Source organism: Parasphingomonas zepuensis (assembly GCF_036663735.1).
Taxonomy (GTDB): domain Bacteria; phylum Pseudomonadota; class Alphaproteobacteria; order Sphingomonadales; family Sphingomonadaceae; genus Sphingomonas.
Genome location: NZ_JAXOJO010000007.1, coordinates 23194 through 37868, shown reverse-complemented (window position 1 = coordinate 37868; position 14675 = coordinate 23194). Strand labels below are relative to the sequence as shown.

Here is a 14675-nt window from a genome sequence, read left to right as displayed (position 1 = left end):
CCGCTTAAGACAGACAACGAACAGGCCAGCAGGAGAGGCGTTTTGCCCGGCACGATCCCGACCCATCGCCTTTATATCGGCGGCGAATGGGTTGCGCCCCAGGCGGGCGAGACCTTCCCGACCTATAATCCGTTCAACCAGCAGCCCTGGGCGATGATCGCTCAGGCCGATGCGATCGACGTCGCCCGCGCAGTCGCGGCGGCGCGGGAAGCGTTCGAGACGACCTGGTCGCGCACGTCCGGGCTGGAGCGCGCTCAGTTGATGCACCGCCTCGCCGATCTGCTCGACCGCGATGCCGACCGGATGGGCACGCTTGAATCGACCGACAATGGCAAGATCGTGCGGGAAACGCGCAGCCAGATGCATTTCGTCGCGCGCACGATCCGCTTCTTCGCGGGCTATGCCGACAAATTATGGGGCAAGGTGATCCCGCTCGATCGCCGCGACGTATTCGATTATGCGACGCTCGAGCCGCTTGGCGTGATCGGCCTGATCACTGCCTGGAACTCCCCCATTGCCCTGCTCGGCAACAAGCTGCCCGCGGCGCTCGCGGCCGGCAATTGCGTGGTGGTGAAGCCATCGGAGCATGCCTCGGTCACGACGCTCGAATTCGCCAAGCTGGTCGAGGAAGCGGGCTTTCCGCCCGGCGTGTTCAATGTCGTGACGGGCGACATCCGGACCGGCCAGGCGCTGGTCAGCGGCGGCGGGCTCGACAAGATCAGCTTCACTGGCAGCGGCCATGGCGGACGCGCCATCGCCGAGGCGGCAGGACGCAATCTGACGCCGGTGGTGCTCGAACTGGGCGGAAAATCGCCCAACATCATATTCGAGGATGCCGATCTCAGGAAAGCCACGGTCGGCGCGCTGGCAGGCATCTTCGCCGCGACCGGCCAGACCTGCATCGCCGGATCGCGGCTGCTGGTGCAACGCTCGGTTTATCCGGGAATCGTCGACGCATTGGCCGAACGCGCCGGGAAGATCCGGCTCGGCAATCCGCTGAATGCGACCACGGAGATGGGCACCGCCGCCAACCGCCCGCAATTTGAGCGCATCCTTTCCTTCATCGAGAGCGCCAAGGGTGACGGCGCCCGACTGGTCGCGGGCGGCAGCGCCGCCACCGAAGGCGAGCTTGCCGACGGGCTGTTCGTGCAACCGACGATCTTTGCCGACGTCCACAACGACATGGCGCTGGCGCGTGAGGAGATCTTCGGCCCGGTCCTGTCGATCATCCCGTTCGACGACGAGGAGGAAGCGATCCGCATCGCCAACGACACCCGCTTCGGCCTCGCCTCGGGCATCTGGACTCAGAGCCTGAACCGCATGCACCGCGTCTCTGCGGCGCTCAAGGTCGGCATGGTGTGGGTCAACACCTATCGCGCGGTGGCGGCCCAGACGCCGTTCGGCGGAGTCAAGGAAAGCGGCGTCGGGCGCGAACGCGGCCAGGAGGGCTTGATGGAGTTCCTGACGACCAAGAATGTGATGATCAACCTGTCGGAGGAAGACCGCGATCCATTCGCCGTCCAGACCTGATGGGGCAGGCCCAGTTGCAAAGCGCAAGATTACTGGTACCGGTACCTAACAAGAAGACGACATCGGAGGGATCATGAAGAAGGTCATCATCAGCTGCGCCACGACGGGCAGCATGCACACCCCGACCATGTCGCAATTCCTGCCGATCACCCCGGCCGAAATCGCCGCGCAATCGATCGCGGCGGCGCAGGCCGGCGCAGCGATCCTGCACCTTCACGCGCGCGATCCCGAGACCGGTCGCCCCACCCCATCGGCCGCAGTCTTCAAGCAATTCCTGCCGCAGATCCACGAAGCGACCGACGCGATCATCAACATCACGACCGGCGGTGGCCCCGGCATGACGCTGGAAGAAAGGCTGCAGGCGCCGGTCGCGGTCAGCCCCGAATTATGCTCGCTCAACATGGGCTGCATGAACCCCGGGCTATTCCAGCTGGCCGATCGGTTCGAACCCTATCGCTTCGATTGGGAACGCCCTTTCCTGGAGGCAACCGAGGATCTGGTGTCGAAGAACACGTTCCGCGACATCCGCCAGATTATCGAGACGCTCGCGCCCGGCGGCACCAAGTTCGAAATGGAATGCTACGAGATCGGCCATCTCTACAATGTCGCGCATTTCCTCGATCGCGGCCTGCTGAAGGGCCCGTTGCTGATCCAGTCAGTGCTCGGCGTGACTGGCGGGATGAGCGCTGACCCGGAAAGCATCTATTTCATGAAGCAGACCGCGGACCGGCTGTTCGGCAAGGATTATGTCTGGTCGCTGTTCGGGGCCGGGCGGTTTCAGATGCCGACCTGCACGATGGGCGCTTTGATGGGATCGAGCGTGCGCGTCGGCCTGGAGGACAGCCTGTTCCTGTCGCGCGGCCAGCTGGCCAGTTCGAACGCCGAGCAGGTGCTAAAGATCCGGCGTATCCTGGAGGAACTCGGCGTCGACATCGCAACGCCGGCCGAAGCGCGACAGATGCTCGGCCTGAAGGGCCGTGACGCGATCAACCTCTGAGCGGCAGCCAGGCGATGTGCGATCAATGTCCGAAAGCGCCCGCTGGATGGCAGGGCTGGATCGATCTTCCTGAGCCCGGGCCGTTCGTTCCGATGGGGGACTGGATCGACCTGACTCACCCGGTCAGCCCGGCCATGCCCTGTGCGTCGATCTTCCCAACGCCACGCTTCCAGCGATTGCGGTCCTTGCCGGACGATCCCTTCAACGTGACCGAGATCCGCATGGTCGCGCATGCCGGTACGCATGTCGACGCGCCACTGCATTATTATGCGGATGGCCCGGACGCAGCTGCGATTCCGCTCGATCGGCTGCACGGGCCGGGTGTCGTGTGGCACATCGATGCCGAGCCGGATCAGGTGATCGACGTCCCGACGCTGGAGAAGTGTCGCCCCTTGCTCCAGGCTGGAGACATTCTGGCGCTCGATACCGGTTGGGCAGCGCGCGCCGGCACCCCGGACTATGAGCGTCATCCCAGCCTGAGCGCGGCGGCGGGCGCGTGGCTGGTCGATCGCCGGATCAAGCTGCTCGCGTGCGACTTCGCGACGCCTGACCTGGTGTACCACCTCCGCCAGCCCGGCTTCGACTGGCCAGTGCACCGCGCCCTGTTGTCGCGCGGCATCCTAATCTGCGAACATCTGACCGGCCACGCTGTGCTTGTCGGTGAGCATGTCGAATTCCAGTTCGGCGCGCTGCCGGTGGTCAATGGCGACGGCGCCCCGGCCCGCGTGATCGCGCGGCGCATCCAGCATCAAGGATAAGCTGGCGCGAGCGATTCAGTATAATCCATCACGATCAGCAGCCCACAATCATTATTCAACTTTGCGGGCGGATTCGACCAACCAGCCGATCGTGAATGGCGCCGTCCAACACGCTGTATTTCCGAGAATTCATGAAGCGGGGCGGTAGCACCCGCAAAAGGGAGGTTTATGCGCAATCTTTTGCTGGCCGGAGTTTCGTTGCTCGTATTGCTGCCGGTTGCCGCGCAGGCTCAGGATCAGGCAACGCCCGCATCTGCACCCGCCCAGACCGAGCCCACCGCCGCAGCCGAGCCCGAGAATATGGTCGGCGACATCATCGTCACTGCCTCCAAGCGCGCGCAGAATCTGCAGGACGTGGCGATCTCGGTGACGGCGGTCAGCGAGGATCGGCTGCAGTCGATCAACGTCACCAGCACGGCCAACATTTCCGCCGTTGCGCCGGGCATCACGTTCGTGCCGGCGCCCAACCCCAACGTCGTTCAGTTCGTGGTGCGCGGTATCGGCACCTTTGCGTTCGCAGATACGCTCGAGCAATCGGTCGGCGTAGCAATCGATGGCGTGCCGCTGGGTCGCGTCGCCGGCGCGGTGGTCGATGCAGTCGACATCTCGCGGATCGAAGTGTTGCGCGGGCCGCAGGGCACGTTGTTCGGCAAGAGCGCGACCGCCGGCCTGGTCAGCATCGTCAACAACAAGCCGGATCTGAATGACACCAGCTTTACCGGTCGCGCCGTTTATGGAGAGAAGGACGAGCTTCGGCTGCAGGGTACGGTCAACGTGCCGATCATCACCGACAAGCTCGCCGTCCGCCTCAGCGCCTGGGATTTCAGCCGCGACGGCTACCTGAAGGCGCCGAAGCAGCCCGACGGCAATATCGGCGATTTCCACAACCGCGGCTTCCGCGCGAAGCTCGCCTGGGAGGCCACGCCGGACCTGCGCTTCGATCTCTCCGCCGAACTGTCCAACAACTATAACGACGGCACGACCACGACGACGCGTTCCTATCTGGCGAACGATTTCCTGTCCTATCAGGGCGGCCCGACAATCGCCCAGATCAACGCGGCAATGGGCATCGTGCCAGGCCCGAACAACAAGACGGTTGGCGTCGAACTGCAGGGCATCGGCGGACGCGTGAAGCCGCAATTCTACCAGTTCGAAGCGAACCTGGACCTGGGTGACCTGACACTCACCTCGCTGAGTGCCTACCGCAAGGTGAAGTCGCTCCAGGTCGCAGATTATGATTACAGCGCGAGCCAGGCCAACAGCTATCGCACCTACCAGAATTATCAGTCGCAGATCGAGCAGTTCACAAGCGAGCTGCGGCTGGCCAATGGCAGCCAGAACGACTTCAAATATACGATCGGCCTGTTCTTCTACGATCTCCACATCCCGCACAGCGCGATCGAGCAGGATACGCTGCGCGTGCCAACCTTCCCGGCGCCGTTCTTCGCGCGCGGCCGGCAGATCCAGGTCGAGATGGATACCAAGAACTACGCTGCCTTCGCCGACACAAGCTACAAGCTCGGCAGCGTGACCCTGCTCGCCGGCGCACGCCTTTCGCAGGAGAATAGCGACGGCACCTATAACCGCGTTCGCCCGCAATTCGCGGCCGGCGCCGAGGGCGGCGACCTGGCGATCTTCATTCCCGGATCGACCGCGGTCGGCTTCCCGCCCTACACCGTGTCGAGTTCCGTCAAATATACCGACTTTTCGTGGAAGGTCGGCGCGCAGTATCATTTCGCGCCTGACGCGATGGTCTACGCGACAGCAAGCCGCGCCTATAAGGGCCCGGGCTTCAACTTTTCCAACGATCTGACGGCGGCTACCTTCGCGCTCAACAACGCGGTCGTTAAGGAGGAAATCGCGCATTCCTATGAAATCGGCATCCGTACTCAGGTGTTCGACCGTACGCTGACACTGAACGCCTCGGCCTATCGGGCACCGTTCGACAATTTCCAGATCACCGCGGCCATCCCCAACGCCGTCGGCGGCCTGACCTACACCATCATCAATGCCGGCCAGATCCTCGCCAAGGGCATCGAAGGCGATTTCAGCTGGCGCCCGCACGGCGTGCTGCAGGGCTTCTCGCTCGAAGGAAACATGGCGTATAACGATACGAAATATACCGATTTCACCAATGCGCCCTGCTATACGGGCCAGGCGGTGGCGTCCGCCCCGACCTCGGCGTCCGGGGTTTGCGCGCCGGTGGCGGTAGGCAGCACCGCCAACATCCAGTCAGTCAACGGCCAGCGCACGGTCGGATCGCCCGAGTTCCAGATCAACCTGTTCGCGGGCTATGACGTACCCGTCACCAGCGGACTAAACGTGTTCACCCGCGGGCATTACTACCATCAGTCTTCGACTCAATATAGCGTCGGCGAAAATCCGAACACGTTGATCGACGGCTATCACACCTTCGATCTCACCGCCGGCATCCGCGCGGCAGACGATGCCTGGAAGCTGAGCGTGATCGGGAAGAACATCTTCGACCAGAACTTCCAGTCACGCGCGGTGACCAGCAACCCCGGCCTCGTGCAGATCATCCCGTACGAAGCGCAATCGTCCTGGGTGCTGGCGCTCGACGTCCGGTTCTGAACGGTCGGGCTGAAAATAAAGACGCCCCGCATGAGCGATCATGCGGGGCGCTTGTGATTCAGGCAGTCAGGGTTTGACCTGACCGTGTTTCTCGAACCAGTCCTGCGGCGGCACCGTGGTCGGGATATCGCCGGTAAACAGGTTGGTGAACTTGCGGGACTGGAAGCGCCAGCGCCCGTCATCGCACAGCACCACCACATCCTCCTGCTCGGCGATCTGGATCGGCGCAGTCGATGGCAGCGGCGCGACGCCGTCCGCCGCGTAGAGCAGCATCACATTGTTGGTATGCGCCAGCCTGGACGTTTCGAACCGGGCACGGAAATTGGAAATGAGGTGCCGCGCGAGCCGATCGCCACGCGACTTCCGCCAGACGTAGAAATCGTGGATCGCGGCCTTGCCCTTCCAGCTCGCGAAGGTCGCATCCTCCAGGAAATATTCCGAGGCGCCCAGGCCGTAATTATGGTCCACTTCGTACCAATAATCAGTCGCGTTCGCCAAAAGGACTTGGGTCAGCATGATTTTTTCTTCGGGTGACATCATCTTATCCTCGAGGTTATGGGCTTCCATCGCTGACGGCGGCGCCGCGCATGGCCGCGTTTGAACGCTGTCGGAATGCAAGTCGCGCGCCTGGCGCTGCTATATTTCTTCCTTATCCTGCATGCCGCTTTCGTATTGGCGGCTCCTGTTGCGCACGCTCACTATGCTCGCCTCTAGCGACCAGAAGCGGCACCCGCGCCATATATTGAATGCATGTTGCCATCCATCAAAGCTATTATTGAGTAAATTTGACTATTAAGTCAAATACGGAAAGTTGTGTTGCCGGATTCTGCAAGTTGCTTCGCATATTGCAATGCGATTGTATCTTGTGTTTACTTCCACACGAACGATATTGGGACGCAACGGCGTTCATGGAGAGTGATGCGTGACAACAAGCATGGTGGACCGCCTGCGGAACGGCGAGTTTCTCGTCGGCACCTGGGCAAAGATTCCCTCGATAGAAACGGTCGAACTGATCGGCCATGTCGGCTTCGATTTCGCCGTGATCGACATGGAGCACGCCCCGCACAGCTTCCAGAGCGCCTACAGCGCGATCGCCCACGCGCAGGCGACCGGCATGTCGGCGCTGATCCGCGCGCCCGACCGAAGCGGTAGCGCGATCCAGCGTATCCTGGATGCGGGCGCCGACGGCATTCTCGTGCCACGCGTCGAAACCCCGGAACAGGCGATCGAGGCGACGGCATCCATGGCCTTCCCGCCAATGGGTCATCGCGGCATGGGCTATACGTCGCGCGCCGCGCGCTGGGGTCTCGATACGGCCGACGAATATCTCGCGCGCGGCCGCGACCATGTGCTGCGTGCAGTGCAGCTGGAGGACATGGGATCGCTCGAAAATATCGACGCGATTCTCGATGCGCCGGCGCTCAATGGCGTGTTCATCGGCTTCGGCGATCTCGCGCTGAGCTCCGGCCTGCCGGGATCGCACCCAACCTTGCGGGCGCTCGAAACCAAGGTGCTGGCAGCGGCCAATGCCCGCGGCATTCCCTGCGGCACCGCGGTACAGACCCCGGACGAGGCAGCGCGCTGCAAGCAGGTCGGCTATTCCTACTGCATGATCAGCGCCGATACGTCGCTGTTCGCCAAGGCGGCCAAGGCGCTGATCACCGACACGCGCGCCGCGCTCGCCTGACCGAAGGCTTAGCAGCTGTACCGCCAAACCGGCCCCGCGAGCACGACCTCCGGCCACCAGTATCTGGCCGAGAGCTTCAGTGCGTGCGGGGTCAGTCATTTCTTCCACATGCCGCTGATCCTGCCGCAAGCGATCAAGCAGATGCCGTCGCTCGGCGTTCAGCCGATCGCCACGCATTCGGAGAAAGCGGCTGCCTATATGGCGGACGGTTATGCGCGCGCGTCGGGCCGGCTCGGCGTGTGCGGCGCGCAGGCAATCGGCGCAGCCAATCTGGCGGCCGGCCTGCTCGACGCATTGATGGCGCGCTCGCCGGTTCTGGCGATCACCGGCGGCGGCTCAGTCGAGACGCGGGAGCGCAACACTTACCAGGAAGTAGACCAGCGCCCGATCTATGCCGGGCTGACCAAATTCGGCGCACGGGTCGACTCCGCCTCGCGGCTGCCCGACCTGCTCAACCAGGCGATGCGCATTGCGACCAGCGGGACGCCGGGGCCGGTGCATCTCGAACTGGGTGGCTTTATCGGCGGTGCGCTGGATGGTGAAGTCCTGTCACCCCATCGCCCCGATCCGCGTTACGCCGTGACCCCGATCGCCCGGACGGAGGCTGAAACGGACGATGTGGCGCGCGCGGCCGAACTGCTGGCTCGGGCCCGGCGTCCGATCGTCATCGCCGGCTCAGGCATCCGCGCCGGCCGCGCGAGCGACAGCCTTCGCCGGTTCGTCGAGCGCTGGCAGATCCCGCTCGCCACATCGCTCGACGCCAAGGCAAGCCTACCCGATTCGCACGCGCTGAACATCGGCGTGACCGGCAATTACGCCCGCGACACCACCAACATGGCGGTGGCCGAGGCAGATCTGATCCTGTTCGTCGCCAGCACCACGGGCAGCATGGTGACGAGCGACTGGAAGGTCGCGCGACCTGGCGTCCCCGCGATCCAGATCGATATCGACCCGCGCGAGCTCGGGCGCAACTTCCCGCTTGAAGTCGCGCTATGCGGGGACCCGGCGACCGTGCTCGACCAGCTGAGCGCGGTGGCACAACCCACGGATCGCGCTCCGTGGCTCGAGCGGATCGCGGCGCTCAAGGCGCAGTGGCAGGACATGGCGATGGCGGGCGAGCAATCGGACGCGTCCCCGATCGTTCCGCAACGCCTGTGCCGCGACCTCTCCGATGCTTTGCCCGATGGCGCGCTGGTGGTGGTCGATACGGGCCATTCGGGCACCTGGGCCGCGCGCAACCTTTATCTCGATCGCCCCGGCCAGGGCCTGCTGCGCGCCGCGGGATCGCTTGGCTGGGCCTACCCGGCGTCGCTCGGGGCGAAATGCGCTCAGCCGGAGCGGCCGGTGATCTGCCTCAACGGGGACGGTGCCTTCCTGTATCATTTCGCCGAGATGGAAACGGCGATGCGTTACGGCATCAACACCGTCACGATCGTCAACAACAACAACGCCTTCAGCCAGGAAAAGCCGGTCTGGCAGGAAAGCGCGACGCTCGAGGAGAATTGGCGCTTCTCGCCGGTGTCATACACGCGCGTCGCCGAGGCGTTCGGGTGCAGGACCTTCCATGTCGAAAAGCCCGGCGACCTCGCCCTGGCGCTGCGGTCGGCACTACTGGAAAAGCGGCCGACAATCGTCGAAGTGATGACCGACGCCGAGATCACCTGCCCACCGCCATGGCGGCCCCAGACCGGAGCGATTGCATGACGCGCCTGCCCTATCCCGACCCCGCCACCCTGTCGGCGGAGAAGCGAGACGTGCTCAGCGGCAGCGCGGGCCGCGTGCTCAACGTGTCGCGCATGGCAATGCACGCGCCCGACGCCTTATGGGCAGCGCAGCGTAAGCTCGGCCGCGCGACCGTGTATGAGGCAACGCTGGACGAGCGACTGCGCGAGTTGCTGATCCTGCGCGTCGCCTACCTGTCGGACTCGGACTATGAGCTGTTCCACCACCTCAGGATCGCCGAGAATGCTGGCGTAACGCCGGAACAGCGCGATGCGATGCGGACGGGCGACTTTTCGGCCCTGACCGACGAGGAACGCGCGCTCGCCAATTTCGTGACCGAGATCGTGCGCGACGTTTCCCCGTCCGACGCAACCTTGCAAGCCGCGCGCGAAGCGTTCGGCCTCCCGCTGGTCTTCGAAATGGTCATCCTGATCGGCGGCTATATGACGACCGCGCGCGTCGCCGCGGTGAGCGGCGTAGAGCTGGACGAAGTGGCGGTGACGGGCTGGAAGAGCTAGTCGTCGGCGTTCCGCGCAACGCGCCCGCCCATCTGCGCGCCAGCATCGCGCGGGATGCGCCAGTTGACCAGGGTAGCGCTGGCCGAGATCAGGCAGACGAAAGTGAAAGCGACCGTGAAATCGGGAAAGGCGGGTACCGCCCGCCCGGCCGACGCCATCGACATGTGCAGCGCCACCGCGCCCAGGCTGACCCCCACCGACAGCAGCAGCTGCTGGAAAGTGGTGTAGAAGCCGGTCGCCGCGCTCATCCGTTCGGGCGGAATCTCCTCATAGGCGAGCACATTGTAGGACGAGAACTGGAACGACATGGCGAGGCCGGAGACGAACAGCACCGGGATCATCGCCCATAACGGCCAACCCGGCCTGAACCAGCCCACGATCGCATAGCCCACGACTGCCAGCACGCCGTTGACGAGCAAGGCCGTGCGGAAGCCCGTTCGCCGCAGCACCGGCCCAGCCAGCAATTTGGTGATCATCGCGCCGACCGCGATCGTCAACACGATCGCGCCAGACGCCGCCGCCGTCATGCCGAAGCCAAGCTGCAGCATCAGCGCCAGCAGATAGGGCTGCGCCCCTTGCGTGATGCGCGTGAGCGAGCCGCCGGCCAGCGTCAGGCGGAATTGCCGCAGTTGGAGCAGGCGCATGTCGAGGATTGGATGCGGATGGCGCAGTGCGTAGCGGACATAGGCCGCCGCCGTCAGAGCTCCGGCCAGCAGCAGGATCACCGCGACACCGCCATCGCCGTCCTGCGTGGCGAACTGCAACCCGAACAACAGGCAGCTGAGGGCGAGCCCGGACAACAGGAAGCCAGGGAAATCGATCGGCGATCGATGATCCATGCGGTGTTCGTCGAACAGCAGCGAGACCAGGATGACTCCGGCCAGCCCGATCGGCAGGTTTATGTAGAAGATCCAGCGCCATCCGACATAGGTCACCAGGAACCCGCCGAGCGGGGGGCCGACGATCGGACCCAGCGTCGCCGGCAGGATGAGCCAGGACATCGCCGACACCATCTGGTGGCGCGGCGTCGATCGCAGCACCACCAGCCGCGCGATCGGATTCATCATCGCGCCCGCAATCCCCTGCAGGAACCGCGCGGCGATCATTGCGGTGATCGACGGCGCGGCCGCGCAGAGCAGCGAGCTTGCCATGAACAGCAGGATCGCGCCGCGAAATACGGTCCGCGATCCGAACCGGTCGGCGAGCCGCCCGCTGAGCGGAATGAAGATCGCCAGCGCGAGCAGATAGGCCGTTATCAGCGCGCCCAGCTGCGTGACGGGCACCCCGAAATCGCGCGCGATCGTGGGAAGCGCGCTGATCAGGGCGGTCGCGTCGACTGCCTCCATGGTCAGCGCAAGCGCGGCGACGACGGCGATCACGCGGTAGTTGCGTGGTCTGGCTCCGTCGGCCGGTTCGGTCAGTGCGCCCCGCTCGACATTCACTCAGGCTCCCCCGCCGCATGGGCGCGCTGCCACTTGGTCGCCTCGGCCTGCTGCACGGTACGGGCGCACAACCACAGCGCCAGGGTCGCGATCGGCACGGCGATCAGCCCGGCCTGCATCCCGATCGCGAGATCGCCGGTCAGCGCGGAAATCTTGCCGACGAGATAGGGGCCAAGGCCGGATCCGATCATGGTCGAGGCCAGGAAATAGGTCGTGGTGGCGGTGCCGCGCATACGCGGCAGCACCAGTTCCTGGATCGTCGCCGCCCCCGCCGCGAGCCAGCAATTGCCGAAAAAGGCGACCGGGGCGTTGCACAGGAAGAACAGCCACGGCGTGTGCGTGTTGCACATCACGATGATGAACGGCACCGGCAACAGGCAGGAGGCGATGCCGACCCAGATGCGCCCCTGCTGGCTGTATTTCAGCATCATGTCGGACAGCTTGCCGCCGCAGATGACGCCGAGCACGCCGCAGATCGCCGTGGTCGAGCCGAGGATCAGCCCGATCGAGCTCTTGTCGATCGTCATGCCGCGCAGCGCGAGCGGCGCCGTCCAGAACCCCATGATGATGTTGACCATCGAGATACTGCCGAAGCCGATCATCGCCATCAGGAAGGTTGGCGTGCCCCAGGTCAGCGCGAAGGTCGGCCGATCGCGATGCTTCATCGACTGGGCCGAGGAAAAGGCCGCGTAATAGCCGACCCCGATCACGCACCATTGCATCACGTCACCGGTAAGGCGGATCAGCAGGAAGGCGCAGGCCGCGGTCAGCGCCGCGACCGCGACGTTGTACAGCAGGGGCATCCTCCCGGATCGCGCCGCCTGAATGAAGGTCAGCGGCGGGATCACGCTGGCGACATCGCCGAAGAAGCGCGGCCAGATATTGGTTTCGCCGGGGCGGGTGATGTCGTCGCTCAGCCCCCGCCGCGGCTCGCGCAGAGTCCACACCCACACCGCCAGCACCAGGCCCGGCAGGCCGACGCCGACGAATGCCGCCTGCCAGCCCATCAGGCCGAGCGGCCTGTCCGTCGGGAAGGCATGTTCCCAGCGCAGCGCGATCGTGCCGCCGAGCGCCAGTGCCAGCCCCTGGCCGAGGTACAGCCCGCCAATGAACAGCCCGAGCGCGGTCGCCCGCTTCTTCTTGGTGAACCAGTCGGAGGTGAGCGAGAAGCCGGCCGGGCTCGCGGTCGCCTCGCCTATGCCTACGCCGATGCGCGACGCGACCAGCTGGAACATCGTCGTGGAAAGACCGCAGATGACTGTCATGGTCGACCAGGTCGCGAGCCCGATCGCGAGCAATTTGGTGCGTTTCCAGCGATCGATCAGCCGGCCCATCGGATACCCGAACAGCGCGTAGAAAACGCCGAACGCAGTGCCGTGCAGGAAGCCCAGCTGGGTATCCGTCATGCCGAAGGTGCGTTTGATGTCTTCCGCCAGAATCGAAAGGATCGTGCGATCCATGGCGTTGAAGGTGTACACCACGATCAGGACGAACAGGACGTACCAGGCATAGGGGCTGTCCGGCCGGTTGACCGTTTCCCGGGGGCCGCGCCCGGCGGCGGCAACGCTCACCGGGATCGCAACGTCTGTCATGTATCGGTTTTCCCTGCTGGCGCGGGCCCGAGCGGTGGCCGCTCGATCGTCGGGGCGTGGAACACCGGCGTGGCGATGCCCTCCATCCGCGCCTTGAGCTGCAGCGCGAGGTGCAGCGAATGGAAGCGCGACTGGACCAGATTGCCGCCGTGGAACCACAGCCCCTCCTGCGCGGTCGGCTTCCACATGTTGCGGAGCTCGCCTTCCCACGGGCCTGGGTCCATCGCCGTTCCGGAACCGAGACCCCAGCAATGCCCGACCTTGTCGGCGACCTCCTTCGAGATCAGCAGCTCGGCCCAGCCGTTCATCGGACCATAGCCGGTCGCATAGACGATCACGTCGGCGGGCAGCGCTTCACCGCTGGAGAGGATGACGGCGTTGCCTTCGATCCGATCGACGCCGACGCCGCTGCGGACCTTGATCTCGCCATCGGCGATCAGATCGGACGCGCCGACATCGATATAATAGCCCGAGGCGCGGCGCGGATATTTGCCGGCGATGCCGGTATCGTCCTCGCCGAAGTCGAGCAGGAAGCCGCTGGCGCGCAGGCGATCGTAGAAGGGCGCATCTGCTTCCTGAATCGCGCGGCAGCTGATCTGGTCGAGCGGCTCCTTGGCACGAAAGGGCATCGAATTGGCGAGCAGATCGGCGCTTTCGGTGGTGAGGCCGGATTCGACCGCGCTTTCCGAATAAAAGCCCTTGTCCTGGTTCCGGCGCAACGACGACGCCTTCATCACCGTGGTCGGCGAGCGCTGGATCATGACGACCTCGGCTTCGTTTTCCCAAAGATCGGCAGCGATATCATGGGCCGAATTGTTCGCGCCGATCACGACGCAACGCTTGCCCGCGAAACCGGCGCCGCCGGGATGGTCGCTCGAATGGAACTGAGCGCCCTGGAAGCTTTCGGCGCCGGCAATGGCGGGGACGGTCTTGATGCCGGACAGGCCCGTCGCGAGAATGAACTGGCGCGGATGAAGCGTGATCGTCTCTCCGCCGCGCTCGACCGTCACCGTCCAGCTGCGGTCGCGCTCGTCATACTGCGCGCTGCGGCAAATGGTCGAACTCCAGATATCGAGCTCCATCACCTTGGCATAGGCCTCGAGCCAGTCGCCCATCTTGTCCTTGGGGGTGTAGATCGGCCAATGATCGGGGAACGGCAGATAGGGCAGATGATCGATCCACACCGGATCGTGCAGGCACAGCGACTTGTAGCGGCTGCGCCACGAATCCCCGGGACGCTCAAGCGCATCGACGATCAAAGTCGGCACGCCGAGCCGCTTTAGCCGCGCACCGAGGGCGAGCCCGCCCTGCCCGCCGCCGACGATCAGGCAATAAGGCTGGACCGAATGGCCCAGCGTCCGTGCGGTCTCCTCGCGCAGGTCCGTCCAGGTGCGGCGTCCCTTGGCGGCTTCGTGCAACGCGCCTTCGGGCCGGTGGCGGCCCGACGGCTCCTCATGCTCGCGAAGCGCGAGCGCCGACGTCAGCAGCGTCCAGCATTTTCCGGCACGCAACCGGACATGCGCCTTGCCGCGGATCTCACGGGTTTCGAAATCGAACCAGCCCTCGACCTGCTCCCCCTGCGAAATCGTTTCAGTCGTGCCGGCGACTGTTACCGGGCCGACGCGGGGAGCCTGTTGCCGGACGAGCCGGGCGACGCCGTCTCGCCCTTCGACGGTGACGATGTTCCAGGAGAACGCCACGAGATCCCGCCAATAGCAGTCACCGTCCGCGAACAGCGCGGCGAGGCCATCCGCGTCAGCCGCATTGAACGCCGATGCGAAGGCGGCGGTCCATTCATGAAGGGCATGGGTCGCCAGATCGGTCACGCTACCACTCC

11 protein-coding genes are annotated in these 14675 nt (G+C 64.6%); 7 read left to right on the top strand and 4 right to left on the bottom strand.

Annotated features, from left to right (window positions below):
- The first annotated feature begins 42 nt into the window (after positions 1-42).
- The 4 genes from U1769_RS21900 to U1769_RS21885 all read left to right on the top strand — a co-directional run bounded on the left by U1769_RS21900 (position 43) and on the right by U1769_RS21885 (position 5877).
- The gene (locus U1769_RS21900; RefSeq protein WP_332720178.1) at positions 43-1530 is read left to right on the top strand and encodes an aldehyde dehydrogenase; all 1488 of its coding nucleotides are present in this window, start codon (positions 43-45) and stop codon (positions 1528-1530) included.
- A gap of 73 nt (positions 1531-1603) precedes the next feature.
- Positions 1604-2527: a 3,5-dioxohexanoate:acetyl-CoA acetone transferase gene (gene kce, locus U1769_RS21895; protein WP_332720177.1), complete on the top strand. Its 924-nt coding sequence runs from the start codon at positions 1604-1606 to the stop codon at positions 2525-2527.
- Positions 2528-2541: 14 nt separating this feature from the next.
- Positions 2542-3285 carry a cyclase family protein gene (locus tag U1769_RS21890; protein ID WP_332720176.1) on the top strand — a complete coding sequence of 248 codons (744 nt, stop codon included), beginning with the start codon at positions 2542-2544 and terminating at the stop codon, positions 3283-3285.
- Between the two features lie 168 nt (positions 3286-3453).
- Complete coding sequence (locus U1769_RS21885) at positions 3454-5877, top strand: TonB-dependent receptor (RefSeq protein WP_332720175.1); 2424 nt, start codon at positions 3454-3456, stop codon at positions 5875-5877.
- Between the two features lie 66 nt (positions 5878-5943).
- On the opposite strand, the gene U1769_RS21880 is transcribed toward U1769_RS21885, so the two are convergent.
- Positions 5944-6393 (bottom strand): nuclear transport factor 2 family protein, encoded by a 450-nt coding sequence (locus U1769_RS21880; protein ID WP_332720174.1) that lies wholly within the window; start codon positions 6391-6393, stop codon positions 5944-5946.
- Positions 6394-6799: 406 nt separating this feature from the next.
- On the opposite strand from U1769_RS21880, the gene U1769_RS21875 reads away from it, so the two are divergent.
- The 3 genes from U1769_RS21875 to U1769_RS21865 are packed head-to-tail and all read left to right on the top strand — an operon-like array spanning position 6800 to position 9804.
- The gene (locus U1769_RS21875) at positions 6800-7564 is read left to right on the top strand and encodes an HpcH/HpaI aldolase family protein (protein ID WP_332720173.1); all 765 of its coding nucleotides are present in this window, start codon (positions 6800-6802) and stop codon (positions 7562-7564) included.
- Positions 7565-7579: 15 nt separating this feature from the next.
- Entirely contained in the window at positions 7580-9268 is a 1689-nt protein-coding gene (locus U1769_RS21870) for a thiamine pyrophosphate-binding protein (RefSeq protein WP_332720363.1), read from the top strand.
- Positions 9265-9804: a carboxymuconolactone decarboxylase family protein gene (locus U1769_RS21865; protein WP_332720171.1), complete on the top strand. Its 540-nt coding sequence runs from the start codon at positions 9265-9267 to the stop codon at positions 9802-9804. Before U1769_RS21870 ends, U1769_RS21865 begins: the two co-directional genes overlap by 4 nt.
- Here the strand turns inward: U1769_RS21865 and U1769_RS21860 are convergent.
- From U1769_RS21860 to U1769_RS21850, 3 genes are read right to left on the bottom strand one after another with little or no spacing between them, the layout of a single operon-like run.
- Positions 9801-11246, bottom strand: coding sequence for an MDR family MFS transporter (locus U1769_RS21860; protein ID WP_332720170.1), 1446 nt, complete (start codon positions 11244-11246; stop codon positions 9801-9803). The genes U1769_RS21865 and U1769_RS21860 overlap by 4 nt on opposite strands.
- Entirely contained in the window at positions 11243-12838 is a 1596-nt protein-coding gene (locus tag U1769_RS21855) for a spinster family MFS transporter (protein ID WP_332720169.1), read from the bottom strand. Before U1769_RS21855 ends, U1769_RS21860 begins: the two co-directional genes overlap by 4 nt.
- Positions 12835-14664 carry a flavin-containing monooxygenase gene (locus tag U1769_RS21850; RefSeq protein WP_332720168.1) on the bottom strand — a complete coding sequence of 610 codons (1830 nt, stop codon included), beginning with the start codon at positions 14662-14664 and terminating at the stop codon, positions 12835-12837. The genes U1769_RS21855 and U1769_RS21850 overlap by 4 nt, the downstream gene beginning before the upstream one ends.
- Positions 14665-14675 lie beyond the last annotated feature (11 nt).